Source organism: Rhodoferax sp. GW821-FHT02C08 (assembly GCF_059421805.1).
Window position 1 is genome coordinate 1 of the sequence record NZ_JBWKVR010000037.1, and the last position, 26,709, is coordinate 26,709.

The following is a 26,709-nucleotide window of genomic DNA, read 5'->3' on the forward strand; positions in this document are numbered from 1 at the left end:
AACGCCCAAGTGGCCGAAATCGGACCCTGGTAGATGCATGGGCCTATTTTGAAGAGGCTTGTTCAGCGTTGCCTTAAGTTATTTTGTGCCTCTAGCGCTCTATTTATCTGTGCGGGGCGCTATAAATATCGCAGCTATGGCTTGTTCTAGCGGTTTGGATCTTCGCCTGGGCGCAGGATGCGCTTGCGGTCCAAGAACAAGCTATTTGGATCCCGAATCTGGGGCCGAGGCATGGGCTGGACCTGCTGCGGTTGTTGGTGCTGCTGTAGCAGTTGTTGTTGGGTACGCTGGGCTTGTTCGCGTTGTTGCTGTTCCCGTTGCGCTTGCTCTGCCTGCTGCTGCTGGATGCGGTTTTGCTGTTCGCGCATTTGCTGCTGCGCGGCATCGCGCTGCATTTGTTCGCGTTGCTGGCCCTGGAGCTGGATGCGGTTTTGCTCTTGCTGCTGGCGTTCGCGGTCTAGCTGCTGCTGGCGCTGCAATTGGGCTCGCTGTTGCAAGTCCTGCAGGTTGTTGGGGGCTTGCATCATGGGTTCCACCATGTGCACTTGAGGCCGGGGCATGGGTATGGCCTGCTGGCTGGGAGGACTGTCTCGCCATGCGGGGTTTGCGCCCACGCCGGGAGGCAGGCCAGGCCGCGACTCAGGCGGGCGGTGGGGGTTGGCTGGGCGCCAGGTCTGGCCGGGGGCCAGCGGATACCAGTTGTTATTGGGTGGATGGTGACGGTCACGGTCGGCAAATGGGTCGCGGAAACCCACCACCGCTGGCACATACGCCGGGCGCGCCATCACTGGCCCGGGCACCCAGCACCATTGCGCACCGATTTGCGCCCAGCGGCCGTAGTGGAAGGGCGCAAAGCCCCAAGGCGCGTCGTCCACCCAGGTCCAGCCCCAGGGTTCAATCCAGCGCCACTGGCCGTTGCGGAAGGGCGCCCACTGGCTGTTGTTGACGCGGGGAATCCATACCGTGCCGAATTCGGTGTCGGTGCGCCATTCGCCATAGGCGTCCAGCTGCTGGTAGCCCACAGTGTCGCGTGACACGTAGCGGGCGCTGAGCGACTGGTCTTCGGCCCGGTCGCGGGCACTGGCCCACATGTCAAAGGCATCGCGGGGCGGGTTGTCGAAGAACACCTCTTGGCCCAGTTGGCGGTCGGCAAAGCGGATCTGCTGCCCGGCGGTGATGCCACGCGCCTGGCCGTTTTCTCCATAGGCTACACCGCTGCCACTGCGCACGGTGACGGCGGTGGTGCGGAAGCGGGTGTCCACGTCCAGCCGGTATTCGCCGGGCTGGCTGATGGTGAAGGCCAGGTTTGGGGTGTCGATTTCCAGCTGTTCACCGGGATAGAGCTGGCGCACGCGCAGCGAAAGGCTGCCCCGTTCCAGCGTCAGGCGGGCGGTGTCGTCGTCCAGCTGGGCGATTTCCAATGTGGCCGGGCCGCTGCTGTGCAGGGCGGTAGAGCCTATGTGCAGCTCGTTACGGGAGCCGGGGGCGGTTTGTAGCCGGTCGCCGGTGGTCAGTGGTCGGTTGTATTCGGCGGGGCTCCAGTCATTGCTGCCACTGGGCGCGTAGCTGGTAACGCCCTCCATCTGACTGATGCGGCCCACGCGGCTGGGCGCGTCGGTCTGCGCGGAAGCCTGCAAGCCCGCCAACGCGAGTAACAACCCGACTAGCAGGTGGGTTGTTCGGGAAAGAAGGGTGTAGGACATGGCGTGCAGCAGAGTGTTCACGCCTTTTATAACGCGGTAGCCAGGACATTGGTTGTCCTGGACCCCATGGCGGGCAGGGTTTATCCCGCCAGCGCGGCTTTTACGGCAGCCGATACCTGGCCCATTTCAGCCTTGCCAGCCAGTTGCGCCTTGGCGACGCCCATCAGCTTGCCCATGTCGCCGCCCGTCAGGGGGCGGCCCAGTTCGGCGACCAGGGCGGCAGCCAGCGTGCCGACTTCGGCGGCGACTTGCTCGGCGTCCAGACGCTGGGGCAGGTAGGCGGACAGCACAGCCATTTCGGCTTTTTCCACATCGGCCAGGTCATTGCGGTCGGCCTTGACGAAGGCTTCCACCGAGTCCTTGCGCTGCTTGATGAGCTTGTCGACGATGGCGATGATGGCGGCGTCGTCCAGCACCACGCGTTCGTCCACTTCTTTTTGTTTCATGGCCGACAGCAGCAGGCGGACGGTACCCAGACGGGCGCTGTCCTTGGCACGCATGGCGGTTTTCATGTCTTCGGTGATTTGTTCTTTGAGTGACATGGTTGCTCCTGAAAGTTTGGGTCTAAAAGTCAAAAAGCCCGCCCTGGCGTCCCGGGGCGGGCTTGTCAAACTGCGAACAGTTTGAAAGCTTAATACAGCTTTTTAGGCAGCTGCATCGAACGTACACGCTTGTAGTGGCGCTTCACAGCGGCCGACTTCTTGCGCTTGCGCTCGGTGGTGGGCTTTTCATAGAACTCACGCGCACGCAGGTCGGTCAGCAGACCGAGCTTTTCGATGGTGCGCTTGAAGCGGCGCAGGGCCACGTCAAAGGGTTCGTTTTCTTTTACACGGATAGTTGTCATGACAAAAAAAGATTCCGATAGTGTGCGGGTCTTGTCAAAGGAAGATCAGGCCGTTTGACGAAGGGACCGCGGTGTTCCCTCGCTATTACATTGATCAGGCAGCGAGGGTTTGCCAGCAAAGCCTTGGATTATAGCCTGTAAGCGGGTCTCTGGCAGGCTTACTTTGGCGTTTCGTGTCAAAGCCTGTAGTAACCCTGCCGAAACGCGGCTTGTTCCATAGCCAGGATGGCGTCGTAGGCGGCCAGGCTGACGGTTTCAAACCCCGCGATGCACAGTGCGGCGCGGGCGTCTGCCAGGCTATCTACCTCCATGGCGGCACGCAGGGCGGACTGCAAGGCAATTAACAGTTCTGGCGCAGTCTGTAGCGAAGTGATCAGCGGTAGGCCGGGCGACAGGGCGGTATAGCCGCAGATGCGTAGCCCTTCCAGCGCCTGGCGATTTTCCCGCTGGAACAGGGCCAGGCTGACACAGTCGATGGCAGCGATATCAGCCGCGCCCGAGCGTACAGCCTCCAGCGATGCCCGGTGCGCGCCGGTCTGCAGTGCCTGCCCGAAGAAGGCGCCTTCCACCGCCCAGGGCGCTACCAGCGTGCGCAGGCTGTTGTAGCCGGATTGGGAGTCGGCTGAATTGAAAGCCACGGCACGGCCCCGAAAGGCGTCCAACGGCAGGGCTGCATCCGCCGTACGACACACCAGCATGCTGCGGTAGTGGATGCCTTCGCAGCCCGGCGCCTGGCAACGGAAGGCGCCCACCAACTGGACACGACCTGCCAGCGCGTGGGTGAGCGGATAGCCGCAGGTCTGGCTCAGCAGCAGCTCGGGCTGTTGCCAGTGGGCGAGCAGGTCTGCGGGCTGCGCCAAAGTTAGAGGGATGCTGCCAAAGCCCTGGTCTAGCAGCTGCTGTGCCACAAATTGCCACAGCGCCTGGTGGGCCGGCGCGCCTGCAGCATACATGGGGAAAGCGGATTCCATGCGGCTCAATGGGCTGGGGGCTGTACGCGCCAGCGGTCCAGCCAGCGGGCCAACTGGCTAAAAGCCATGTCGAACACGATGGCCAGCGCGCCGACCAGGATCGCGCCCTGCAGCACATAGGCGGTGTTGAACCCGCTCAGGCCCACGATGATGGGCGAGCCCAAGGTTTTGGCGCCGACGGTGGATGCGATGGCTGCAGTGCCCAGGTTGATGGTGACCGAAGTGCGTATGCCCGCCACGATGACTGGCAGCGCTAGTGGAATCTCGATCTGGCACAGCAGGCGCAGCCGGCCCATGCCGAGGCCTTGCGCCACCTCGCGCACGCCGACGGGTACCGACTCCAGGCCGCTGATGGTGGCCCGCAGTATGGGCAGCAGGCCGTACAGGGCCAGCGCGATCAAGGCCGGCGCGGCACCAAAGCCTATCAGCGGCGCGGCCACTGCCAGCACTGCCACCGGCGGAAAAGTCTGTCCCATGGCCACCAGGGTCTCGGCCAGCGGGCGAAATTCGCGGCCACCAGCCCGCGTCACCGCGATGCCCGCAGCCACACCGACGAGGATGGACGCGCTGCTGGACCAGAACACCAGGTTCAGGTGGGCGGCGACCAGTGCTGCGAAGCTGTCCTGGGTGTACATGGGCCGGTCCAGCTCGGGGAACAGGGCCGCGAACACCGGTTGCAGATGGGGCATGCCCCAGACCAGCGCCGCCAATAGCAGCACGGCCCAGGGCAGCGGGTTGTGCAGCCAGCCTTTCATGCCGGGCGCTGCCACAGGTCGGCGAAATGGACCACGCCCAGGGCCTGGCCCTGCGCGTCCACGACAGGCAGGCGATCGCAGGCCCGCGCCACAAAGGTGGACAGGGCTTCGCGCAAGCTGGTGCTGGCGGCGACCGGGGTGCCCGTGGCGGTCTCCCCGGGCCGGGTGTAGGTGGCCACGGTGGACAGGCCCAGCAGCTTGATGCCAATGTCACTGCGTCCCACGAAGTCGGTCACAAAGTCGTTCACCGGGTGCGCGAGGATCTCGGCTGGCGAGCCGGCCTGCACCACCTCGCCCTTGTCCAGCAGCACGATGCGGCTGGCCAGGCCCAGGGCCTCGTCAATGTCGTGGGTGACCAGCACAATGGTTTTGCCCGAGCTTTGGTGGATGCGCAGCATCTCCTTTTGCAGGGTGGTGCGTGTCACCGGGTCCAGCGCGCCAAAGGGCTCGTCCATCAGCAGCACTTCGGGGTTGACCGCCAGTGCCCGGGCCACGCCCACGCGCTGCTGCTGGCCGCCCGACAGCTGGTGCGGGTAGCGGCCGCGGTAGATGTTCGGCTCCAGGTCCAGTAGCTCCAGTAACTCGGTCACGCGGTCACGTATGCGCTGGCGCGTCCAGCCCAGCAGGGCGGGCACGGTGGCGATATTTTTCTCTACCGTCCAGTGCGGGAACAGGCCAATCGACTGGATGGCGTAACCCATGCGCCGGCGTATGTCTTCAGGCTTGAAAGAGCGGATCTCTTCACCCTGGAACAGGATGCGCCCGGTATCGTGCTCCACCAGGCGGTTGATCATCTTCAGCGTAGTCGATTTGCCCGAGCCCGAGCCGCCGATCAGCACCGTAAATTCACCTTGGGGAATGTGCAGCGACAGGTCTTTCACGGCGGCCGTATCGCCAAACAACTTGCTGACATGCTGGAACTCGATCATCGCGCGGACCTCAGGAACATCGATAAAGACTGGAACGCCGCGTCCGCCACTACCGCCAGCGCCACCACCGGGAACACGCCCAGCAACACCAGGTCCACCGCACTGCTGAGCAGCCCTTGGAACATGATGGCGCCAAAGCCGCCCGCGCCGATTAGCGCCGCCACCACGGCCAGACCGATGGCCTGCACGGTGGTGGTACGCACGCCGGCCACTAGCAGGGGCAGGGCCAGCGGCACTTGCACCTTCCAGAAGATTTGGCGCGGGGTCAGGCCCATGCCGGTGGCCGCCTCCACCACTTCGGGTGGTACCAGGCGCAGGCCGGTCACGGTGCTGTGCACGATGGGTAGCAGTGAATACAGCGTCAGGGCCAGCACCGCTGGCGCCAGGCCAATGCCGCGTATGCCCAGCTGCGGCAGCCAGGTGCCCAGGGCGGCCAGGGGCAGCAAGAGCAGGCCGAACAAGGCGATGGAGGGAATGGTCTGCACCAGGTTCAGCACCGCGAACAGCGGCCCGGCCAGCCGTGGCCGGCGGAAAGCCGCCACACCCAAGGGCACAGCTATGCACAGCGTGGGCAACAGGGTGAACAGCACGATCTCCAAATGGCGGCGCCAGGCCGACTGGAATACATCCTGCCGGTTGGCGTACTCTTTCAACAGCGAAAGTGCATCCAGTTGGCCTTGCGCCAGCAGCAGCCACAGCGGCAGCACCACGGCCAGGCCCAGCAGGCTCTTCAGCCCGGCTTGCAAGGCGAGGCGCTGCAAGGCGTCTGCGGCAGCCAGGGCCGACAGCACCACCAGCGCCCAGAAGCCTCCACCAAACGAGGTACGAGCCAAAGTGGAGCCGGTGGCCGTAGCCTGGGTGGCGGCATCACCGGCCAGCCAGACCCAGGCAAACAGGCTGCAAGCCGCGGCACCAAATACCAGCCAATGCGTACGGCGCACGGCGGGCAGCACGGCGCATAGCGCCAAAACCAGCACCGGCAGCAGCACCCACCAATGCGGCCCCTGCATCAGGTCAGCCAGTGGAACGCCCACGCCCGTGACCAGCCGGTTCGGTGCCTGGGTGACGAAGCCCAGGCTGCCGCCAGCGGCCAGGCCTAACACCAGCAACAGGCACAGCACCCGGTTGTGCAGCCCCATGCGCTTACTTGGTGAAGCCCTTGGACTTCAGGTAGGCGGCGGCCACGGCCTTGGCGTCCTGGCCCTCCAGGGCAATCTTGGAATTCAGGCTTTGCAGGGTGGGGCCGTCCAGGCTTTTGAAGACCGGGGCCAACACGTCCTTGATCTTGGGGTAGCGCGCCAGCACTTCGGCGCGCACCACCGGGGCGGGCGCGTAGATGGGCTGCGCGCCCTTGGTATCGGCCAGCACCAGCAGGCCCAGGGCGGCCACGGGGCCATCCGTGCCATAGGCCATGGCGGCGTTGACGCCCGAGGTTTGCTCGGCTGCGGTCTTGATGGTTACCGTGGTGTCGCCGCCTGCCAGCGTCAGCAGCTGGTCTTGCGTCAGCTTGAAGCCGTAGGTGGTCTGGAAGGCGGGCAGGGCGTCGGGGCGCTCCACAAACTCGGCCGAGGCCGCCAGCTTGAACTTGCCGCCGGTGCCCAGCCATTTACCCAGGTCGTCCAGCGACTTCAGGTTGTTCTTGCTGGCCACGTCTTTGCGGATGGCGATGGCCCAGGTATTGTTGGCTGGTGCGGGCTGCAGCCAGACCAGCTTGTTCTTTTCCAGGTCCAGCGCGGCAACCTTTTCATAACCGGCCTTGGCATCTTTCCAGGCCGGATTTTTTTCGTCCGAGAAGAAGAAGGCGCCGTTGCCGGTGTATTCAGGGTAGATGTCGATCTCGCCCGCCACCAGGGCGCCGCGCACGATCTTTGTCACACCTAGCTGCACCTTGTTTTCGGTCTTGATGCCGTTGGCCTCCAGCACCTGCAGGATCACATTACCCAGCAACGAGCCTTCGGTGTCGATCTTGGAGGCCACGCGTACGGCGGTCTGGGCATGTAGCGCACCACTGAGGCCCACCAGGGCCAGGGAGGCAACGAGCTGGCGGCGAGAGAAGAAGGGGACCATGGGAACTCCTGGAGTAAAACGAAGGGAAAGACGCATGCATCAGCCCTGGCGGGCTGGGTATACCGGCTGCAGTTCGGCAGGCAGCACCGGCGCGTCAACGGGTTGTAGCGCAAAACGCCGTAGCAGGTAACCATAGCCTGGAAGTAAAAACCCGCCGTTGCGCTGTAGATAACCCTGCCGGTCGGCCAGGTAGGTCTGGCGTAGCCGGTACCAAGGCAGGCCGGGGGATTCGTGGTGCACCATGTGGTAATTGTTGTTCAGATATAGCAAACGCCAAAATGCCGATGCCTCGTTCACCGCGATCCGGTGTGCCGGGCGGGCCGCCGGCCGGTGCTCGTACAACGAGCGCAGCATGGCCAGGCCCAGCGCGGCATAGGCTAGCAGCAGATACAGCAGCGGGTGTATGCCCGCGAAACGCCACAGCGCCCACAGCATCACGGCCAGCAGTACCAGGTGCATGGCCCAGGCCCGGTTGTGTGTGTGGTCGCCGCGCAGGGGCTGCCGCAGCATGCCGACCCAGGTTGGCGGAAGCACCAGCGCCGGCCCCACCAGCAGCCGCCCGAGTACCGTGCGTTGGCAGCGCCAGCCGGCTTGCAGCAGGCGTGGCAGACGGGCGAAGTGGTCTGCCGTGAGGTAGTTGCTCTCGGGGTCTATGCCCGGGCTGGTGAGGTGTTCGTCGCGGTGGTGTGCCAGGTGGCTGTCGCGGTACAGGTCAAACGGGTACCACACGGCCAGTGGCGCCAGGCCCAGCAGGCGGTTGAAGCGGGCAGAGCGCGTGGGGTGGCCATGCACCAGCTCGTGCTGCAGGCTCAGGTACCAGCAGATCCACACCACCAGCAGGGCGCTGCCCAGGCCGGCACCTAGCTGCGCCCAATGGCGGATGACCAGGCCCCAGCCACCGTAGATGGCGAGCAGCAAGGCCCAGGTGGGCCATTCGGCGGATTTCAGTGCGGTGGCAAGACGGAATGGGCGGCGCATGTTTCTTGTTCTGGGCCCGGTTCACAGCCCTTGCGGGGCATGGTAGGCAGGGCGCCGGGCCGGGACAACGAACAAAAACGCGCAAGCTTATGCGCTGCCTATGTGGTCGGCGGGGGCAACCAGGGCGCAAGCTATATTCGTGCTCCTCATTGCATCTGCGCCATGTCTATGTTGTTTGACCTTGTTTGTTTTCGAGCCCCTGGCTGGCGGTTGTTTGTGCCCGCCTTGTTGTGTGCGTTGTCGGCCGTGGCCGCGCCCGAGGAGGAGCTGCTGGGCAAATCCCAGGGCTACCCGGTGGGCAGCGACCTGCGGCAGGCCTACCAGCCGGCGTATCTGGTGGGATCTTTCAGTGCCATGGACAGCTTTCGGCCGTCCTGCAGCATGGCGCCCGCGGCCCAGCCGCTGGTTCTGCCCCAGGCCACCAACGAAACACGCTTCAACTACCGCTTTGCCAACCGCCAGTGGACGCTGGACGACTACATGGAGCACCAGCGTGCCACGGCCGTGCTGGTGCTGAAGGACGGCGAGATCATGGCCGAGCGCTACAACTATGCCCGCACGCCGGAGATGCGCATGCTGTCCAATTCCATGGCCAAGACCGTGGTGGCGCTGGCCGTGGGCAAGGCGCTGGAGGAGGGCGCTATCCATTCCCTGAATGACACTGCCGCCACCTACGTGCCAGCTCTGGCCGGCAGCCTGTATGGTGAAACCCGCCTGGTCCATCTGCTGCGCATGGCATCGGGAGCGCGCTACGTGGAAGACTACACCCCGCAGGACGACCGCGCCCGCTTCAACGCCATTGTGCGGCGCAGCGGCACCCTGCAGGCCACCCAGTCCATCACCGAGCGTGCCGACCCTGAGGGTGCGCGCTTCAACTACGCCGGTGCCCAGACTGAGGTGCTGGGCCTGGTGCTGGCGGCAGCCACCGGCCGCAGCCTGTGTGATTACGTGGCGCAAAAGATCTGGCAACCCCTGGGTGCGCAGGCGGCCGCTACCTGGTTGCTGAATCCGGTGGACAAGCTCGAACTGGCCCAAGGCGGCCTGAATGCCACCGTGCGCGACTACGCACGCCTGGGTTGGATGATGGCCAACGACGGCCAGGTGCAAGGCCAGGCCGTGCTGCCGCGTGAATACCTGCTGGACATGACTGACGCCGCACGCCAGCCGGCAGACTTTCGCCCAGGTCAGATGGCCAACAAAGGCAGCACCTACTTCGGCTATGGCTTCCAGACCTGGCTGCTCCCGGGTAGCCACCGCCGCTTTGCCTTGCTGGGTGTCTATGGCCAGGCCATCCTGGTGGACCCGGATTTGAAGCTGGTGGTAGTGCACACCGCCGTGGGCCAGGACGCTGCGGGCGATGCCAGCGGCAAGCACCTGGGGGCCGAGCGCGAGGCTTTGTTCCGCGGCATCGTGGCCCAATACGGGCGCTGGTGAATGACTATGCTGCCACCCATGCAACTGCGCCGCTTCCAGGAGGGCGATGCGCCCGCGCTGTACCAGGTCTACTTCTCAGCCGTGCACACCATCGCCTCGCGTGACTACACATCCGAGCAGGTTTTTGCCTGGGCGCCCGTGGAGTGCGACGTGGCGCTGTGGGCCGAGCGCATGCGGTCCAACAACCCCTTCGTGGTAGAGCGGCAGGGCTGCATTCTGGGCTATGCCGATGTGCAGCCCAGCGGCTTTATCGACCACTTCTTTGTGTCAGGCACATGCCCGCGCCAGGGAGTGGGGCGTCTGTTGATGCAGCGCATCCACCAGGAGGCCAGCACCCTGGGCCTGGCAGAACTGACGGCCAATGTCAGCGCCACGGCGGAGCCGTTTTTTGCGCACCACGGCTTTGTGGTGCTGGAGCGGCGCAAGCCTGTGCGCCGTGGCGTAGAACTGCACAACGCCTTCATGCGCAAAATGCTATCAAATGAATAGCTGCTGGCGCAGATAATATCTGCGCTAGCGGTCAAAAAGGCTTGAAAGATATCAGCCAACCAGCCGGGGGTAAACACCCGGCCGCCCGGGACGCGACAGCACCCATTGCCAAAGCTGGATGTCACGCGCCCGGAAAGCGCCCGCGCAGGACAGCAGGTAGTAGCGCCACATGCGCAAAAAGCGTGGCCCCAACTGCTCGGCAAAGCGGGGCCAAGCCGCTTGCACATTCGCGTGCCAGGCCATCAGCGTGCGGTCGTAGTCGGCGCCAAAGTTGTGCAGGTCTTCCACCACGAAGCGGTGCTCGCAGGCTTGGGCGATGTCGGCCATGCTGGGCAGCTCGCCATTGGGGAAGATGTAGCGGTGTATCCAGGGGTCGGTGCCGTAGCCCCGGTCGTTGCGGCCAATGGTGTGCAGCAGAAACAGGCCGTCGCTGGCCAGGCAGCGCAGCGCCACGTCCATGTAAGTCTGGTAGTTTTTGCGGCCCACATGCTCGAACATGCCGATGCTGACAATGCGGTCAAAGCGTTCGTCCAGGCTGCGGTAGTCGGCCAGGCGGAATTCCACCGGTAGGCCCGCGCACAGCTGCCGGCCATGCGCCGCCTGCTCTTCGGAGATGGTGACGCCCACACATTGCACGCCGTAGCGCTGGGCCGCGTAGCGCATGAAGCTACCCCAGCCGCAGCCTATGTCCAGCACGCGCATGCCGGGCTGCAGGCCCAGCTTGCGGCATACCAGGTCCAGCTTGTGCTCCTGGGCCGCGTCCAGGGTCTGGCTGTTTTGCCAGAAGGCGCAGGTGTAGGCCATGCTCTGGCCCAGCATGGCCGTGTAGAAGTCGTTGCCCAGGTCGTAGTGCTGGCGGCCCACCCGCCAGGCGCGTTGCTCGGTTTGCAGGTTCAGCCAGCGCGCCTGCAGCTGGCGTAGCCAGATTGACAGGCTGCGTACCTCCTGGTCCAGCTGGGTGCGCAGCAGGCGGTCGAACAGCTGGTCAATGGCATCGCAGTCCCACTGGCCGTCCATATAGCTCTCGCCCAGGCCGAGGTTGCCATAGGCCAGCACCCGGGCGGGAACGCCGGGGTCATGCACGCGCATGTCCCAGGGCCGGTGGCCGTTGAGTCTGATGTCGGCGCGCTGCAATATGGCCTGCAGGCTGCTGTAGGCCGGCCCGTTTGCCGCGGAGCGCGGCAAATCCATACGTTGTAAGGCGCTGGTTTTGCGCTGCATTTCCCCTCCCAAACCCGCACACCTGCTGGTTGAATAAGGTGTGCTGAGGAAAAGAATACTGGCGTGCTATGGGCAGATGATTATTTATAACTATGGGTGTGATTGACCCTGTCGTTTGCTTACGTAGCGACATACGGGGTTACAACCCGAGTCCTTTGGCTACATGGGTGACGGTGGGACATCAATACAGGGTGGCGCGCTGGCGGGCAGGGCGTTCAGCGTCGTAGGCCGCACCGTCGATCTCGTTCTGGGTCACCGCCGCCAGCATCGCACCCGCACTGGGCACGGATGCCGCCAACTCAGGGTTGCGCGGCTCCCACAGCTTGGACCGCAGCAGCGCCCGCGCGCACTGGAAGTACACCGTTTGCACCTGGATCTCGATCACGCACTTGGGTGCTACGCCGCCTATGGACAGGCGTGCCAGCAGCTCGGGTGCCACGGAAATCCGGGCGCACCCATTCACCCGCAGTGTCTCGCCGGTGCCGGGTACGAAGAACAGCAACGCAACATGCGGGTCGGACAGGATGTTGCGCAGGCTGTCGATACGGTTATTGCCCCGTCGCTCGGGCAGCAAGAGTGTGTATTCGTCCAGCACCGTCACCAGCGGCACCGGGTCGCCCCGGGGTGAGGCGTCCAGCCCGTCCGGCCCGCGGGTGGCCAGCACCGCGAAGGGCGACGCCTCTATCCACTGGCGGTAGATCGGGTGCAGATAGGGCACTTCCTTGCGTATGGACACCTCAGCCTTCTCGCCGAACAGTGACTCCAGGGCTGCGAGGTCGGTGATGGTGTGCGGGGCTGGTGTGGTCATGCTGGTGTGCTGCGGATAGTGCTTGTGTATTTGGCCAAGACTGGCGTGCTTACTCTACAACCAGGCGGTAGGTTACGGCCTGGGCCATGGTGGGTAGGACGCCGCCGAAGTTGATGGTATGCGTGCCTGGTGTGAGCGGCCCCAGCGCCACGTAGTAGCCATTGCTGGCGGCGTCGGCCGGCTGGCCTTGCACCAGGCTGAAACAGCCATCGTGCGAAAGCCTGTGCGTCTGCAGCTTGTCAAAGCGCTGGCCATCTATGTCCAGCACCAGTGCTGAAGGCTTGTTGGTCAGCGCGGCGGCCCGTGCAACCAAGGAGGCGCAGGGTTCGTCACCATCTTCAGCCCGGAAAGTGACGAAGTTGATGAGCGGAAAGAACAGCACCTTGCCCGCTGGCACGTGGCAAGTACGTTCGGTGCGTGCCGTGCCATATGTACCCGCCAGAAACCATACTTTGCCCGACTGCCGGCTGGCGCACATCTGGCCGGTGCGATCTGCGACGGGGCTGCGCACCCGGTCAAACGACAGCGCCCATTGCCACCAGCGCTGCGACCATTCCAGCTGTGACGCGCCGTCAACGGCCTGGTCGGCAGGAATGAGTGGGCTGGATTGGGCGAAAGTGTTGCTAGCAAGAAGCAGGGACAATAGGAGCATGAGCGGCTTGGGCAAAGTACCTCCGTAGATGTGGCGGGGCGGCTGTGGCGATTCCACGGCCACAGCAGGTTAAACCGCGTGTGTGGGAGACCGCCGGCACTGGCTGCAACATGGCAGCAAGATCTACCTTAAATGGATGAAATTGGCGTGTGCGCTGGAAGCGCGCGGATGGCCTTGCGTGCAGTCCGCGGGCGCCGCTCTTGGCCGAACAGAATCAGCCAGAAATAACCCGAGGCGAATGCGCCTGCACAGACTTTGAACACGCTCTAAGGTTGTTCCACTTTCAGCCGTGTCGCATATTTGCTGATCAACTCCTTGGCCATGGCGTCGCCCGCGCTGCGGTCGGTGGCGGACAGCCGGGGCGCCAAGTCGGCCATGGCCTTGTTGGCGTCTTTCAGTATGTCGTCTTCGACCGGATCTGCAGCGCTGTTCCGGGCAGCGGTGGCGATCGCGCATTGGTACCAGGCATAGGCTTGGGCGGCATTGGCGGTTACACCTCTGCCAGCTTCATAGGCTTGGCCCAAGTGCAGTTGCGCCTCGGAGATGGACAGCGCTGCGCCTTTGCGCCACAGCTCCACCGCTTTGGCGGGCTGGGCTGGGCCGCCCAGACCGGCGTAGAGCAGAAACGCCAGGTTGTTCAGTGCCTCGTCTGGCCCCGCTTCCGCCAGCGACTGCTCCCACTGTTTGCGGGCCTCGGCGTAGTCCTTTGCCCGCCAGGCGGCGACGCCCAGGTTGTAGGCCGATTCATCCGCTGCTGCTACGGATGTGGCTAGCGCGACCGCCAGCAGAATGTGTGTGGCGAACTTGTTCATGCTGCCGCCCGCAATGCCTGCCCGCACGCAAATCCGCTGGCCCAGGCCCACTGGAAGTTGTAGCCACCCAGCCAGCCGGTCACGTCCATTACCTCGCCTATGAAGTACAGGCCGGGTTGCTTGGACTCCATGGTTTGCGACGACAAATCCCGCGTGTCCACGCCGCCAGCGGTGACTTCGGCCTTTTTGTAGCCTTCCGATCCGTTGGGCGTCAGCTCCCAGCGGGCCAGCTTTTCGGCCAGCTGGGCTAGTGCCTTGTCTGTGGCATCGCAGATGGGTTTTTGCCAGGCGGCGTCCTGGCCGGCCCAGGCGTCGGCCAGGCGTGAGGGGACCAGCTGGGCCAGCTCGTTGGCGATGAGTTTGCGCGACGTGGCCTTGGCGCGCAGCAGGGCGGGGGGCAGGTCTTTCTCAGGCGCCAGGTTCAGGCGGATCGGCGTACCCTCGGCCCAGTAGCTGGATATTTGCAGCACGGCTGGGCCGCTCAAGCCGCGGTGGGTGAACAGCAGGTCTTCATGGAAACTGGTTTTGGCCTTCTTCACGCCGGTTTCTATCAGCACCGGCAGCGCCAGGCCAGACAGGTGGGCGTAGGGCGCCCAGGCCTCGCTGTCGAAGGTCAGCGGCACCAGGGCCGGGCGCGGCGCGACCATGCGCAGGCCGAACTGCTGGGCGAGCCGGTAGCCAAAGTCGGTGGCGCCGATCTTGGGGATGGACAGGCCGCCGGTGGCGACCACGATTTGCGGCGTGTGTATCGTGCCTTCGCTACTATCGATTTCGTAGCTGCCTGCGCTGGTGCCATCTGCGCCAGCGGCAGAATAGCGTATGTTTTTGACGCTGCAGGGCTGCCAGCGCGTGACATTGCCGGCGGCGCATTCGGCTAGCAGCATGTTGACCAGGTCTTCGGCGGATCGGTCGCAGAACAGCTGGCCTTTGTGCTTCTCGTGGAAGGCGATGCCGTGCCGGGTCATCAGCTCGGTGAAGTCTTTCGGCGTGTAGCGGCTGAGCGCGCTGCGGCAGAAGTGCGGGTTGTCGCCGAGGAAGTTGGCGGGCGTCACATCCTTGTTGGTGAAGTTGGCGCGGCCGCCACCGGAGATGCGGATCTTCTCGGCCACCTTCTCGCTGTGGTCGATGACCAAGACCTTCAAACCGCGTTGCCCGGCCACGCCCGCACAGAACAAACCGGCCGCACCGGCGCCGATCACTACAACATCAAACTTATGCATTAAATTGGCCTCTGGCGCAGGTACTACCTGCGGTGGCAGCTATGAAATTAGGAGAACGCATTATTGCTTGGCGCCTAGCGCCTTGGCGCGGGCTGCGGTGTCGGTCAGGCTCTGCGCATCCACCGGGTTCTGCGTCGGCCAGCCCTGCAGATGGTTTTGCACGATATGGCTCAGCGCGGTGATCCAGCCGGGCTCGCTGTTCAGACAGGGGATGTAGTGGAACTCCTTGCCGCCGGCGTTCAGGAACGCGGCCTTGCCTTCCATGGCGATTTCTTCCAGCGTCTCCAGGCAGTCGCTGGTGAAGCCAGGGCAGATGACGTCCACGCGCTTCACCTTGGCTTTGGCCATGGCGATTAGGGTTGGCTCGGTATAGGGCTCCAGCCATTTGGCGCGCCCCAGGCGCGACTGGAAGGTGACTTTGTATTGCTCCTTGGTCAAACCTAGCGCGGCGGCCAGCAGGCGCGCGGTTTTGTGGCATTCGCAGTGGTAGGGGTCGCCCAGGTGCAGGGTGCGCTCTGGCACACCGTGGAAGCTCATCACCAATTGGTCCGGCTGGCCGTTGTGCTGCCAGTGGCTGCGCACGCGCTGGGCCAGGGCGGCAATGTAGCCGGGGTCGTCGTGGTAGCGGTTGATGAAGCGCAGCTCGGGGATGCTGCGGGTCTGGCGCGCCCAGTCATACACCGCGTCGAACACGCTGGCGGTGCTGGTGGCCGAATACTGCGGGTAGGCCGGCACGATCAGCACCCGGGTCACGCCCTGGGCCTTGAACTTGTCCAGCTGCTCGGCGATGGACGGGCTGCCGTAGCGCATGGCGTAGTCCACCTGAACCTGGTGGCCGCGCTCGCCCAGCCAGCCGCGCAGCATCACCGCCTGCTGCTCGGTGCCTATGCGCAGCGGCGAGCCCTGCGGCGTCCAGATGCTGGCGTACTTGGCGGCCGACTGCTTGGGGCGGGTGCGCAGGATGATGCCGTGCAGGATCACATTCCAAATGACTTTGGGAATCTCGATGACCCGGTGGTCGCTGAGAAACTGGGCCAGATAGCGGCGCACTGCCGCCGGCGTGGCGGCATCGGGCGTGCCCAGGTTGCAGTACAAGATCCCGGTGCGTGGGGCTTGGGCGTGGGCGTGTGGGGGTTCTGGCTTGAAGGGGGAGGCGAATAGCGACATCCGGGTATTCTCCCGTACCTATGTTGGACCTCTCGAAAATCAAAGCAATATCCCTGGACCTGGACGACACGCTGTGGCCTGTTTGGCCCGCCATTCACCGGGCCGAAGCCGAGCTGCTGCAGTGGCTGCGCGACCATGCGCCCGCTACCGCCCGCCGCTATGACAGCACCGAGGCGCTGCGCGCCGTGCGCGAGCAACTGGAGCGCGAGCGCCCCGACTTGCGGCACGACCTGAGCGCCATGCGCCGCGAGTCCATCCGCCAGGCGCTGCGCGCATCGGGTGACGACGGCGCTTTGGCCGAGCCGGCGTTTGAAGTATTTTTCGCCGCGCGCCAGCGGGTGGACTTGTATGAAGACGCCTTGCCGGCGCTGGAGCAACTGGCGGCGCGCTTCCCCCTGGTAGCGCTGAGCAATGGCAATGCCGATGTGCACCGCGTGGGCATTGGCGGGCATTTCTCGGCCTCGTTCAGCGCCCACCTGTTTGGCGTGGCCAAGCCGGACCCACGCATCTTCCATGCCGCCGCACAAGCCGTGGGCGTGGCGCCGCATGAGGTGCTGCACGTAGGGGACGATGCCCTGCTGGATGTCGTTGCTGCCGTAGATGCCGGCATGCAAGCCGTCTGGTTGAACCGCCACGGCCATGCCTGGGAGCACGCCACCGAGCCGCATTTGACTGTGGCGGACCTGGGCGCGCTGAGCGCGTTGTTGGCTACGAAATCACCCAGCGGTCGGTAGCTGCGCGGATGTGGCTGCGCATGGCGGCTTCGGCGGCCAGTGGGTCGCGCAGGGCCAGGCAGCGCAGTATCAGTTCGTGCTCACTGATGGCCGAACTCCAAGTGGGCTGGCCTTCCAGCCGGCTACGCATATGGGCGGCCAGGGGGCTGCGGCGTTTGTCGAACAGGCTGCCGACCAGACCGGTCAATACCGAGTTGCCGCTCATTTCTGCCAGGTAGACGTGGAAGCGGCGGTCGTGCTCCAGCGCGTCGCGCCCGTGTGAGCTTTCTGCGCGCATGGTATCAATGGTTTCTTGCAGCCTCTCCAGGCCTTCGGTGGTGACGTTGGCGCACGCCAGCACAGCGACAGCGCCTTCGACGGCGCTACGGGCCTGCATCAATTCCACCGGGCTTTCTCCCATGGCGATCAGCGGCTCCTGGCTGTGGGTCGGGCGGGTGCAGGCGTACACGCCGGAGCCCATGCGTATCTCCACGCTGCCTTCAATCTCCAGCGCAATCAGCGCTTCGCGCAGCGAGGGGCGCGACACGCCTAGCTGTTGCGCCAGGTCGCGCTCGGGTGGCAGGCGCTGGCCGGCAGGGTAATCGCCGCGCTGGATCAGGGCGCGTACCCGGTCGGCAATCTGCTGGTACAGGCGGCGGCCCTCGGGCTGCTTGTCGGCGGGCTTGGTGGTATCTGCGGTTTCAGGTGTTTGCATATTTTGGTCTTACCTGTTTGGCCTGACCAAATTGACGGGTCTAGGCTGGTTTCATGGCGTTAGTTGAGATTTTGCGGTCTATCGACTGAAATTTTGGTTAATTTTCTCAAAATTTCTAACCTAGGGTAAACGTGGTAAGGCCAATTTATGCAATATCGCAAAATCGGCCTTACCAAAACAGCGGTGCCTTGACAGGGCTTGACCGCATACCCGCTACCGGAGACAGCTGTGCACTACACCTTTGACTTCAGCCCATTGCTGGACTACTGGCCGGACTTCTTGGCCGGCGCCTGGACCACGCTGGCCTTGTCGCTGGCCGCCACGGTGTTTGGCTTTTTGCTGGGTGTGGCTTGCGCGCTGGCCAAGACGGGGCGCTCTGCGGGCTTGTCGCGTGTGGTGGGTGGCTATGTGGAGCTGATTCGCAACACGCCGCTGCTGGTACAGATCTTCATCGTGTATTTCGGCCTGTCGTCCCTGGGCCTGCATATCGCCGCCTTTACCGCCGCCACGATTGCGCTGGTGGTGAACGTGGGGGCTTACACCAGCGAGATCGTGCGCGCGGGGATCGAGTCCATCCCGCCCGGCCAGCTGGAGGCGGCCGAATGCATGGCACTGACGCGCTGGCAGACCCTGCTGCATGTGGTGCTGCCGCCGGCCATCGAGCGCGTGTACCCGGCGCTGACAGGCCAGTACGTGTTGCTGATGCTGGCCTCGTCGATCTGCTCTCAGATATCGGCCGAGGAACTGACCGCCGTGGCCAACCGTATCCAGTCTGACACCTTTCGTTCGGTGGAAACCTATCTGGTGCTGGCGGGGGCCTATCTGCTGATGTCCTTGGTCATGCGCGGCATTTTTGGCCTGCTGGCCCTGGTGGCGTTTCCCCGGCGGCGGCGCCTGGGCACGCCTTTGTAAGGAGCCGCACCATGGCATTGTTGAATCTTGCGCACCTGAAGTTCTTGCTGGATGGCGTGTGGTGGACCTTGGTGTTGTCGGTCCTCGCCTTTATGGGCGGGGGGCTGCTGGGCTTCATGGTGGCGCTGGGGCGCTTGTATGGGCCTCGGCCCATGCGCTCGGCGGTGGGGCTGTACATCAAGCTGATCCAGGGGCTGCCGCTGCTGGTGTTGTTGCCGCTGGCTTATTTCGGCCTGCCCTCGCTGGGGCTGGATGTGAAGCCGCTGACGGCGGCGGCGCTGGCCCTGTCGATTTATGTGTCGGCCTACCTGGGTGACATCTGGCGCGGTTGCATCGAGTCGGTGCCGCGCACCCAACGCGAGGCGGCGGAGTGTCTGGCCCTGCGCTGGCACCAGCAGTTGCTGCATGTGATCCTGCCGCAGGCCGTGCGCATCGCCACCCCGCCTACGGTCGGCTTCATGGTGCAGATTGTGAAGAACACCTCGCTGGCCTCTGCCATCGGCTTTGTGGAGCTGGCCCGCGCGGGCCAGGTCATCAACAACTCGACCTTCGAACCCTTTGTGATTTTTGTGGTGGTGGCGGCCCTGTACTTCGCGCTGTGCTACCCGCTGTCTGTGCTGAGCCGCCGTCTTGAGAGGAGTTTCCATGTTGCCAATCGTTGAAGTCGAGAACATCTGCAAAAGCTTTGGCGCAGTCCGTGTGCTGGACGGTGTGTCCTTCTCTGTGCAGAAGGGCGCGGTGGTGGCCATCATCGGGCGCAGTGGCTCGGGCAAGAGCACGGCGTTGCGCTGCATAGACCGGCTGGAGACGGTAGACAGTGGCCGCATCCGCGTCTGCAACCACGAGGTGTCTTCGCCCAGCCTGGACCTGCACCAGCTGCGCCGCGATGTGGGCATCGTGTTCCAGAGCTACAACCTGTTTCCGCACCTGACGGTGGAGCAGAACATCATGCTGGCCCCGCGCCTGGTGCAAAAAACCAGCCGTGCCGAGGCCCGCGAGAAAGCCCATAAGGTGCTGGCCCAGGTGGGTCTGGCGGAAAAAGCCGACAGCTACCCGTCGCAGCTCTCCGGCGGCCAGCAGCAGCGCGTGGCGATAGCCCGCTCACTGGCCATGGCGCCGCAGCTGATGCTGTTTGACGAAGTCACTTCTGCGCTGGACCCGCAGCTCACCGGCGAGGTGCTGCGCGTGATGGAAAGCCTGGCCGCTGGCGGCATGACCATGATCCTGGTGACCCATGAAATGGCGTTCGCCCGCAAGGTGGCCAACCAGGTGATCTACATGCACCAGGGCCGCGTCTGGGAGCAGGGGCCGGCCAGCATGCTGGATGCGCCGGCCACCCCCGAGCTGCAGGCCTTTGTTCGCGGCGGCTTGTGAAGCCCGCTTTTAACCCAATCACGATTCCTTCCACCGGAGACACTCCATGAAAAAGCCAACTTCCCTCATCTACAGTCTGGTCGCCGCTGCGGCTTTGCTTGCCAGCGCATCGGGCGCCGCCCATGCCGATCTGCTCAAGGACATTCGTGACGCGAAGAAGATCCGCATCGCGCTGGACACGGGCTCTCCACCTTACGGCTTTGTGAACGATGCGCTCAAGCCCGTGGGCTCGGACGTGGAGACTGCGCAGCTGCTGGCGCAGGACCTGGGGGTGGAGATGGAGATGGTGCAGACCACTAGCCCCAACCGCATTCCCTTCCTGCAGACCAGCAAGGCCGACATCGTGGTGGCCTCCTTGTCCGTCACGCCCGAGCGTGAGAAGGTGATCGATTTCTCTGTGCCCTATGCGCAAATCCAGGCCGTGGTGGCCGGCCCCAAGGCCACAGCCATCAAGGGTTTTGAGGACCTGGATGGCAAGCGCGTGGCCACCACGCGCGGCTCCAACAACGACCGCCTGGCCACCCAGGGCGCCAAGGGCGCGCAGATGGTGCGCTTCGACGACGACGCCACCTTGCTGACCGCCGCCGTCAGCGGCCAGGCCGACATCCTGGCCACCTCGCCTTCCATCATCCATTCGGTGTTGCAAAAGGCACCGCAAAAAGACCTGGTCATCAAGTTCGTGATGCAGACCGTGCCGCTGGGTATTGGTATGCGCAAGGGTGAGCCCGAGCTGAAGGCCTGGATCAACGACTGGATCACCAAGAACACGCAGAACGGCAAGCTGGGCGCCATCCAGAAGAAATACCACGGCGGCTGATACCGCACCCAACACCAGGAAGGACCACCATGTTGACTGTTATTTGCGATACCCCGGGCACCCTGCGTGCCGAGCAGCGCGAGCGCCCTGTGCGCGGCGAAGGCGAGGTGCTGGTGCGCGTGCGCCGCGTGGGTGTGTGCGGCACCGATCTGCATATCTACACCGGCAACCAGCCCTTTCTGCAGTACCCGCGCGTCATGGGCCACGAGCTGTCGGGTGAAATCGAAGAAGCCACGCCCGGCGGCCGCCTGACTGTGGGTGACGTGGTGTATGTCATGCCGTATTTGTCCTGCGGCAAATGCATTGCCTGTCGCAACGGCAAGACCAACTGCTGCGTCAACATCCAGGTGCTGGGCGTGCACCGCGACGGCGCCTTTACCGAATACCTGTCGCTGCCCGAAGCCTTTGTGCACAAGGCCAACGGCGTGACGCTGGACCAGGCGGCGATGATCGAGTTCCTGGCCATCGGCGCGCATGCCGTGCGCCGTGGCGATGTGCAGGCCGGCCAGCGCGTGCTGGTGGTCGGCGCAGGCCCCATCGGCATGGCGGCCATGGTGTTTGCGCGCATGCGCGGCGCCACCGTCACCGCCATGGATTCGCGCCAGGACCGGCTGGAGTTTTGCCAGCGTGAGTTGGGCGTGGCGGGCACAGTGGCTTTGGGGGAGGGCGACGAAGCGCAGCTCAGCGCAGCCACCCAGGGCGAGTTTTTTGACCTGGTATTTGACGCTACGGGCAATGCTAAGGCCATAGAGCGCGGCTTCCAGTTCGTCGCCCATGGCGGCAAATATGTGTTGATCTCGGTGGTGCGCGACACCATCACGTTTTCAGACCCCGAGTTCCATAAGCGCGAGACCACGTTGCTGGGCAGCCGCAACGCCACGGCGGAAGACTTTGAAATCGTCATCCAGGCCATGCGCGACGGCAAGGTGCCCACTGCGGCCCTGAACACCCACAAACTCAAGCTGGCCGATGTGCCCACCGACTTCGCCCAACTACTGGACCCGGCCCAGCGCGTGGTTAAAGCCATCGTGGAGGTCTAGGCCGTGGCGCAGCCGATTCTTCAGTTCGGTACCAGCCGGTTCCTGCAGGCCCATGTGGACCTGTTTGTGTCCGAAGCCTTGGCGGGCGAGGGCGGTGCTAGCGCCGCGCTGGGCGGCATCACCATGGTGCAGTCCACCCCCAGCCCGGCCAGCGCAGCCCGCGTTGCAGCGTTGGCGGGCGGCGCCGGCTACCCCGTGCGCCTGCGCGGCCTGGTGGCGGGCCAGCGGGTGGACCGCACCGTGCAATGCACCGCCGTGCGCGAAGCTCTGCAGGCCGACATCCACTGGCCGCAGCTGCGCAAAGCCGTGGCCCAGCAGGTGCAGGTTATCGTCTCCAACACCGCCGACCAGGGTTACCAGCTGGACGCGTCGGATAGCGCTGCACTGCTCGCACCCACGGCTGTGGCACCCAAGAGCTTTCCGGCCAAACTGCTGGTGCTGCTGCACGGCCGCTGGCAGCAGAGCCCTGCGGCACCGCTGACCCTGCTGCCTTGCGAACTGGTAGAGCGCAACGGCGACGTGTTGCGCGATGTGGTGCTGGCGCTGGCGCACAGCTGGGGCTTGCCCGCCGCATACACCGACTGGCTGCGGCAGCATTGCATATGGGCCAACTCCCTGGTGGACCGCATCGTGTCCGAAGCACTGCAACCCGCCGGTGCTGTGGCCGAACCCTACGCGCTGTGGGCTATAGAGCGCCAGTCAGGCCTGGTACTACCCTGCAGCCACCCCGATATCGTGCTGACCGACGACCTAGCCCACCATGAGCGTCTGAAACTTTTGTTGCTGAACGCCGGCCACACCTACCTGGCCGAACGCTGGATGGCACTGCAGCGCCCTGCCGAGCAAACCGTGCGCGAAGCCATGGCCGACCAAGAACAGCGCGCCGAGCTGGAAGCCCTTTGGGACGAAGAGATCGTGCCCGTTTTCACCGCACTGGGCCAAGCCGCCGACGCCGAGGCCTATCTGGTCACAGTGCGCGAGCGCTTCGAAAACCCCTTCCTGAACCACCGCATCGCCGATATTGCGCAGAACCATGCGCAGAAAAAGCAGCGGCGCTTGGGGCCGGTGCTGGCGCTGGCAAGGGAATTGGGGCTGGATGTTCCGCAAGCGCGTTTGCGGGCTGCGCTAGCGTCTCAGGGCTAATCTAGTGGTGAATTTGCTATGCAGTTTGTAGCTACTTTCGCAGATGAATCCTGCGGAAGCAGCTGATTTCGTTTCAAGTTCTGGCGGCTCTCGGTGTAGCCATGGCCTAAGCCATCGCCGTTTCAGCCTGACTTTCTTGTCGGGTAAGCGCAATATCCTGGCGCAGGTTTTCGCTCCACACATAGGTGACCTTGGGCTCTTTGGCGGATGCGCCTTCTTGCGGTTGTACGACTGTGTCGGGCGCTTTGTTCAGCTCGTCTTCGTGGATGCTCTTGCGCATAAAGAAGCCTGATTGCGGGTAGTACCCCCGGCGTAGCACATAGCCGCCACCTTCACGCCGCGAGTTGGTTTGCGTGTCGATCGCCAGGCCGACTGCGATATTGCTGTCGGTCATCACGGGATAAGGCGTGCCAAACTCGGCTTCTTTCACCAGTTTGGTTTCCTCTGGGGTCAGCGTTTCACCCTTCTTTTGTTTGTCTTGTGCCTGCTGTGTTTTCTGGGTGATGCCCATCACCTCTTTGTCGAAGCCTTTCAGGCTTTCAGGCTTTTCTTTTTGCAGCTTGTCGATCTTCTCGCGCTTGTCGTATTCGGTCACTTCACCCGCCAGGTAAAAGCCTGCGTACGAGTCGTGCACATAGTCGTCAAAAAAACGCTGCACATCGGCGGGCAAGGGCTGCGGGTTGTCAAAGAATGCCAGCGCCCATGTTTCCCACGCGTCCAGCGGCTCGCCTTCTTGAGCACGGTTGAACTGCCATTGGTTCATGCGCGCAGCATCTTTGCTTTTAAACGGAGGAATGACGCGGTCATCCTGCGGGTCGCGCGGAATGCCTTTTTTGCGCAGGCGCAGCGCCTCCAGGTCTCCCGCTAGCATGCGGTTGGCATCGCGTAAATCCTGCTGGTCCTGGGGGCTGGCCGCTTGAAAGTTGGCTGCTGCCTCCAGCGTACTTAGCCGAGACGCCTTCCAGCGGTAATACAGCTCCATATGCTTTTTGAGCAGAGAACCGCTGTTGCCTAACGCGCCGGTATAGGCCTCCCAAGCCGAGGCAAGCTGGGCATCCACTTGGAAGTCAATTTTTCTACGTTCGGCCAGCATGCTGAACGGAGTCAAGGGCACACCTGCTTTGCGGGCCGCTTTGAACATATGGACCAGTGGAATCTGCGACAGCATCGCCGCCTGGGCTCCACGCCCTTTGCCCTGGTCACCGGGACCGTAGCCGCCGCCCACGTCTGAGTGCACGCCGGGGAAGTAGTACTCCTCAATATTGCCTTGCAACTGCGTCACCGGGAAGTTCATGCGCTGCTCGTGGGCAGCAATGAAATGCATACCTGCGGATACACAGTTCGGCAGGGGTTTCAATATGCTGTTGGCCCAGGCCCAATGGCCGTCAAACATGGCACCCGGCACAGGGAGGGTTTTGGCAATCGACGCCGAGCCGCCCACCGATGCCACGGTGTCAAAAACCCCGAGAAAGGAAATGTGGGCCGGTATGCCGGCCAACTTACCACCTTCCAGCAGTTCGTCAAACGCATGGCAAAACGCCACCGCTTCTGCTGCCCCACGAGAGAAACCGAACACCGATACCGTCACTGTTGGAATGCTGGGTTTGGGACGTGCCACCAAGGCGGCTTTGAGCTTTGCAATATGCGGGGCAAACCACTTCTTGGCGGTGACGACGGTGCCCATGCTTTTTTCCGTGCTACCGGGTTCTCTGCGGCCCACTTCGTTGTCGTAGGACTTGGCGAGTTTGCCAACTTCATCGTCTTCGTATAGCTGGTCATCACCGCCATGGCTGGTGCCATATATTGCATTGAGTACCTGCAGCAAGCCCCAAATAATTCGCGGCTGACCACCTTTCGCGAAAGCTTTCCCATCCTGAGACTCAGTCGGTTCTCCTATTTCTTTGAATGGCGTACCGACTCCCTGTATGTAATAGGAAAATATGCCGCTTTTCCTTTTGTTGTCAGGATAGGCTTCAAACATCCGAGCCACATTGCTGTGGCTGCCGTCTTCCGGTTTCATCGACTTGCTCACGACGGGGCGCGGCTGCTTGGTTTTTGGATCGGGCACTCCAGTTCGCACACCATCGCGGTCACGGTACATATTGTTGTTGGTGCCATCGAAAAACAAGCCCACCTGTACGGGAATGGAACAAGGCAGATTGTCAGTATCTTTGCTGCACGCAATTGCAATTTGCGACTGTTCCTCTGCAGATGGTTTAAGGAACGTTTCTACGGGATAAGCGGCTTGGCTTGGCGTTGGATGTGTCATGCTTTGGCTCTTCTTTGCGCTGTGTTAGGGCTGTTCAGGAGGAGGGGCAATTGGGTGTTTACTGCTGTATCCCGCCGCATTTGAAACTACGACTCTTACCTCGTCATTGGGAAAGAAATGCAGATAAATGCTGCCAGGTCTGTCGTACTTCTCTATTTCAACGATTTTTTCTTTCCACACGTCGACTACACCCTTTGGCATATTCCAACGCACTAACACTTTTATGCCCGGGTGCCATGTTCTCGGAATGGAAGTGCAGCAAATGTTGGCACCTCCAGCCCCCCAAGCAGACATCCCACCGCCGCCGCCACCCGGTACCTCGTCCCCGGACAGTGAAGCCGAGTAAATGAAGTTCGACGTGTGGTTCACGATCCCTACCTGCGCGGTGGCACTATCATCCACCACCTTCTTCGTGAGCAGCCCCGAAAACACCGAGTCGCTGGCGTGCGACGGCCCGCCGCCTTGCATTTGCGCCCATGACGACATGCAGCCTTGCAAAGGCATGGTGGATGCGCAAATCAGAGCGCTCAAAGCGAGTAGTTTCTTCATAGGTTTTCTTTCTACGCGGCGCATATTCAGGGTGTCGTGTCTTGCCAGAAGTCTGGCGGCAGTGCAGCTACTTCACTTTGGTAGTCCATGCCTTGGAGGGTGTATTGCAGCAGCTTGGCCATGGCGGGGTGGTTGGCAAAATTCTCCGTCAAACACAGCGCCAGCACGCTGAAATGCTGGCGGTCTGGAGCAGCTTCTATGTGGTGCTGGCTGGCCAACGCCAAGTGTCGCGCCACACGGGCATGACACTGGGCGGGAGCGTGGGGCTGCAGCACATCGGGTTGGCTGTCATAGATGTTGGCCAATATGGCATCGGCCTCGGCACCGTCTAACAGCGCAGCAAACGCAGCATCCGTCAGCGGCAGTTTGTCAAACTCTGCAGGCTTAACGGGTGTAGCATCGCCCGTCCAGCGGGTCAGTTCGCCATTGCGCTGGGTGCTCCACCACGCAGCCAAGGGCGCCAGCAGGTGCTTGCGTTGTGGGGTTTCCAGCGCGTCCAGCAGACCAGGCAACACGCGGGCATCGGCCCAGCGCAGCGGCCACTCCAGGCTGTCGGGTGTGCGGGCTACCAAATACGGGCGCAGGTGTTGCTGTAACGCTGGGGCATCCAGTGTGCTGGCCAAAATACCCAGCATGGGCTTGCCAGCACAGGCTTCTTGTAATTTCTTCAGCCATGGCAGCTGCTCAGTTTGCGCCGCTGGCCCTGTCAGCAGATGGGGCGCCGCTGTGCCAAAGGTTTGCAATACTGTGTCGGCGTACAGAGAGAGCTTGGGTTGTCGCAGCCAGGGGCGCGAGCCTAAAAGGGCTTCGTCGAAGGCGCCATCGACCAATGCGAGCAGATGCAACGGCGTATCGGGGTGAAGCGTGTGCAGCGCGGCCAGCTCTTGGGTTATTTGTTCGGCCCAGCCATCGCGTATGGGTTCAATCGCAAAGTACATAGGTGTGTCAGGCGGCAGTAGGTGCCACAAACGGACTGCCACTGCGCAAAGCCGCCAGCATGCAGGGAATGCACACGCTTTGTGGCAGCTGCGGCAAGGGGTAACTCACATTCCCCGGCCCCTCAAACACCTTCTCAGAAGCATGCACGGTGATCTGCCCCGGCGCGGTGGTGGTGATGTTCCCGCCCT

Annotated in this window: 29 protein-coding genes; 9 read left to right on the top strand and 20 right to left on the bottom strand. The window is 63.2% G+C overall.

Annotated features, from left to right (window positions below; genetic code table 11):
* Window positions 1–146: 146 nt before the first annotated feature.
* From AC07VY_RS25350 to AC07VY_RS25390, 9 genes are all read right to left on the bottom strand, one after another.
* A complete protein-coding gene (locus AC07VY_RS25350) occupies window positions 147–1,703 on the bottom strand; it encodes a DUF6600 domain-containing protein (protein ID WP_495099982.1) in 1,557 nt (518 codons plus the stop codon).
* Between the two features lie 80 nt (window positions 1,704–1,783).
* A complete protein-coding gene (locus AC07VY_RS25355; protein ID WP_495099981.1) occupies window positions 1,784–2,245 on the bottom strand; it encodes a GatB/YqeY domain-containing protein in 462 nt (153 codons plus the stop codon).
* Window positions 2,246–2,334: 89 nt separating this feature from the next.
* The gene (rpsU, locus tag AC07VY_RS25360; RefSeq protein WP_092756237.1) at window positions 2,335–2,547 is read right to left on the bottom strand and encodes a 30S ribosomal protein S21; all 213 of its coding nucleotides are present in this window, start codon (window positions 2,545–2,547) and stop codon (window positions 2,335–2,337) included.
* Window positions 2,548–2,723: 176 nt separating this feature from the next.
* Complete coding sequence (locus tag AC07VY_RS25365; RefSeq protein ID WP_495099980.1) at window positions 2,724–3,518, bottom strand: phosphate/phosphite/phosphonate ABC transporter substrate-binding protein; 795 nt, start codon at window positions 3,516–3,518, stop codon at window positions 2,724–2,726.
* Between the two features lie 5 nt (window positions 3,519–3,523).
* Complete coding sequence (locus tag AC07VY_RS25370; protein ID WP_495099979.1) at window positions 3,524–4,273, bottom strand: ABC transporter permease; 750 nt, start codon at window positions 4,271–4,273, stop codon at window positions 3,524–3,526.
* Window positions 4,270–5,202 (bottom strand): ABC transporter ATP-binding protein, encoded by a 933-nt coding sequence (locus tag AC07VY_RS25375; RefSeq protein ID WP_495099978.1) that lies wholly within the window; start codon window positions 5,200–5,202, stop codon window positions 4,270–4,272. Before AC07VY_RS25375 ends, AC07VY_RS25370 begins: the two co-directional genes overlap by 4 nt.
* The gene (locus AC07VY_RS25380; RefSeq protein ID WP_495099977.1) at window positions 5,199–6,341 is read right to left on the bottom strand and encodes an ABC transporter permease; all 1,143 of its coding nucleotides are present in this window, start codon (window positions 6,339–6,341) and stop codon (window positions 5,199–5,201) included. Before AC07VY_RS25380 ends, AC07VY_RS25375 begins: the two co-directional genes overlap by 4 nt.
* 4 nt (window positions 6,342–6,345) lie before the next feature.
* Entirely contained in the window at window positions 6,346–7,269 is a 924-nt protein-coding gene (osmF, locus tag AC07VY_RS25385; protein ID WP_495099976.1) for a glycine betaine ABC transporter substrate-binding protein OsmF, read from the bottom strand.
* A 39-nt stretch (window positions 7,270–7,308) separates the two neighbouring features.
* Window positions 7,309–8,247: a fatty acid desaturase gene (locus tag AC07VY_RS25390; protein WP_495099975.1), complete on the bottom strand. Its 939-nt coding sequence runs from the start codon at window positions 8,245–8,247 to the stop codon at window positions 7,309–7,311.
* 216 nt (window positions 8,248–8,463) lie between these two features.
* Between AC07VY_RS25390 and AC07VY_RS25395 the strand changes: the two genes are divergently transcribed.
* Both AC07VY_RS25395 and AC07VY_RS25400 read left to right on the top strand, forming a co-directional pair.
* Entirely contained in the window at window positions 8,464–9,681 is a 1,218-nt protein-coding gene (locus tag AC07VY_RS25395) for a serine hydrolase domain-containing protein (protein ID WP_495111401.1), read from the top strand.
* 6 nt (window positions 9,682–9,687) lie between these two features.
* Window positions 9,688–10,170 carry a GNAT family N-acetyltransferase gene (locus tag AC07VY_RS25400; protein WP_495099973.1) on the top strand — a complete coding sequence of 161 codons (483 nt, stop codon included), beginning with the start codon at window positions 9,688–9,690 and terminating at the stop codon, window positions 10,168–10,170.
* A gap of 51 nt (window positions 10,171–10,221) precedes the next feature.
* Here AC07VY_RS25400 and cfa read toward each other — a convergent pair whose 3' ends face one another.
* From cfa to hemH, 6 genes are all read right to left on the bottom strand, one after another.
* Window positions 10,222–11,361, bottom strand: coding sequence for a cyclopropane fatty acyl phospholipid synthase (gene cfa / locus AC07VY_RS25405; protein ID WP_495099983.1), 1,140 nt, complete (start codon window positions 11,359–11,361; stop codon window positions 10,222–10,224).
* A 211-nt stretch (window positions 11,362–11,572) separates the two neighbouring features.
* Entirely contained in the window at window positions 11,573–12,199 is a 627-nt protein-coding gene (locus AC07VY_RS25410) for a pyridoxamine 5'-phosphate oxidase family protein (RefSeq protein ID WP_495099972.1), read from the bottom strand.
* A 49-nt stretch (window positions 12,200–12,248) separates the two neighbouring features.
* Window positions 12,249–12,851 (bottom strand): hypothetical protein, encoded by a 603-nt coding sequence (locus AC07VY_RS25415; RefSeq protein WP_495099971.1) that lies wholly within the window; start codon window positions 12,849–12,851, stop codon window positions 12,249–12,251.
* Window positions 12,852–13,117: 266 nt separating this feature from the next.
* Window positions 13,118–13,663: a tetratricopeptide repeat protein gene (locus AC07VY_RS25420; RefSeq protein ID WP_495099970.1), complete on the bottom strand. Its 546-nt coding sequence runs from the start codon at window positions 13,661–13,663 to the stop codon at window positions 13,118–13,120.
* Window positions 13,660–14,883, bottom strand: a complete 1,224-nt coding sequence (locus tag AC07VY_RS25425; RefSeq protein ID WP_495099969.1) for a BaiN/RdsA family NAD(P)/FAD-dependent oxidoreductase — start codon at window positions 14,881–14,883, stop codon at window positions 13,660–13,662. The genes AC07VY_RS25420 and AC07VY_RS25425 overlap by 4 nt, the downstream gene beginning before the upstream one ends.
* A 60-nt stretch (window positions 14,884–14,943) precedes the next feature.
* Complete coding sequence (gene hemH / locus AC07VY_RS25430) at window positions 14,944–16,050, bottom strand: ferrochelatase (protein WP_495099968.1); 1,107 nt, start codon at window positions 16,048–16,050, stop codon at window positions 14,944–14,946.
* Window positions 16,051–16,070: 20 nt separating this feature from the next.
* Here hemH and AC07VY_RS25435 point away from each other — a divergent pair, with 20 nt between their 5' ends.
* Window positions 16,071–16,784 carry an HAD family hydrolase gene (locus AC07VY_RS25435; protein WP_495099967.1) on the top strand — a complete coding sequence of 238 codons (714 nt, stop codon included), beginning with the start codon at window positions 16,071–16,073 and terminating at the stop codon, window positions 16,782–16,784.
* Here AC07VY_RS25435 and AC07VY_RS25440 read toward each other — a convergent pair.
* On the bottom strand, window positions 16,759–17,478 hold the full coding sequence (locus AC07VY_RS25440) for a FadR/GntR family transcriptional regulator (protein WP_495099966.1): 720 nt from the start codon (window positions 17,476–17,478) through the stop codon (window positions 16,759–16,761). The two genes, AC07VY_RS25435 and AC07VY_RS25440, sit on opposite strands and share 26 nt — an antisense overlap.
* Before the next feature lie 228 nt (window positions 17,479–17,706).
* Here AC07VY_RS25440 and AC07VY_RS25445 point away from each other — a divergent pair, with 228 nt between their 5' ends.
* The 6 genes from AC07VY_RS25445 to AC07VY_RS25470 are packed head-to-tail and all read left to right on the top strand — an operon-like array spanning window position 17,707 to window position 22,764.
* Window positions 17,707–18,390: an amino acid ABC transporter permease gene (locus AC07VY_RS25445; protein ID WP_495099965.1), complete on the top strand. Its 684-nt coding sequence runs from the start codon at window positions 17,707–17,709 to the stop codon at window positions 18,388–18,390.
* Between the two features lie 11 nt (window positions 18,391–18,401).
* Window positions 18,402–19,052, top strand: coding sequence for an amino acid ABC transporter permease (locus AC07VY_RS25450; RefSeq protein WP_495099964.1), 651 nt, complete (start codon window positions 18,402–18,404; stop codon window positions 19,050–19,052).
* Window positions 19,036–19,764: an amino acid ABC transporter ATP-binding protein gene (locus AC07VY_RS25455; protein WP_495099963.1), complete on the top strand. Its 729-nt coding sequence runs from the start codon at window positions 19,036–19,038 to the stop codon at window positions 19,762–19,764. Before AC07VY_RS25450 ends, AC07VY_RS25455 begins: the two co-directional genes overlap by 17 nt.
* 46 nt (window positions 19,765–19,810) lie before the next feature.
* On the top strand, window positions 19,811–20,581 hold the full coding sequence (locus AC07VY_RS25460; protein ID WP_495099962.1) for a transporter substrate-binding domain-containing protein: 771 nt from the start codon (window positions 19,811–19,813) through the stop codon (window positions 20,579–20,581).
* A 29-nt stretch (window positions 20,582–20,610) separates the two neighbouring features.
* Window positions 20,611–21,621 carry a zinc-binding alcohol dehydrogenase family protein gene (locus tag AC07VY_RS25465; RefSeq protein ID WP_495099961.1) on the top strand — a complete coding sequence of 337 codons (1,011 nt, stop codon included), beginning with the start codon at window positions 20,611–20,613 and terminating at the stop codon, window positions 21,619–21,621.
* Between the two features lie 3 nt (window positions 21,622–21,624).
* Window positions 21,625–22,764, top strand: a complete 1,140-nt coding sequence (locus AC07VY_RS25470) for a mannitol dehydrogenase family protein (RefSeq protein WP_495099960.1) — start codon at window positions 21,625–21,627, stop codon at window positions 22,762–22,764.
* 106 nt (window positions 22,765–22,870) lie between these two features.
* Here AC07VY_RS25470 and AC07VY_RS25475 read toward each other — a convergent pair whose 3' ends face one another.
* From AC07VY_RS25475 to AC07VY_RS25490, 4 genes are all read right to left on the bottom strand, one after another.
* Window positions 22,871–25,033, bottom strand: a complete 2,163-nt coding sequence (locus AC07VY_RS25475; protein WP_495099959.1) for a phospholipase effector Tle1 domain-containing protein — start codon at window positions 25,031–25,033, stop codon at window positions 22,871–22,873.
* 24 nt (window positions 25,034–25,057) lie between these two features.
* Complete coding sequence (locus AC07VY_RS25480) at window positions 25,058–25,582, bottom strand: DUF3304 domain-containing protein (RefSeq protein WP_495099958.1); 525 nt, start codon at window positions 25,580–25,582, stop codon at window positions 25,058–25,060.
* A 26-nt stretch (window positions 25,583–25,608) separates the two neighbouring features.
* Complete coding sequence (locus AC07VY_RS25485) at window positions 25,609–26,520, bottom strand: DUF4123 domain-containing protein (RefSeq protein WP_495099957.1); 912 nt, start codon at window positions 26,518–26,520, stop codon at window positions 25,609–25,611.
* A 7-nt stretch (window positions 26,521–26,527) separates the two neighbouring features.
* On the bottom strand, window positions 26,528–26,709 hold a 182-nt coding region (locus tag AC07VY_RS25490), incomplete at its 5' end, for a hypothetical protein (protein WP_495099956.1).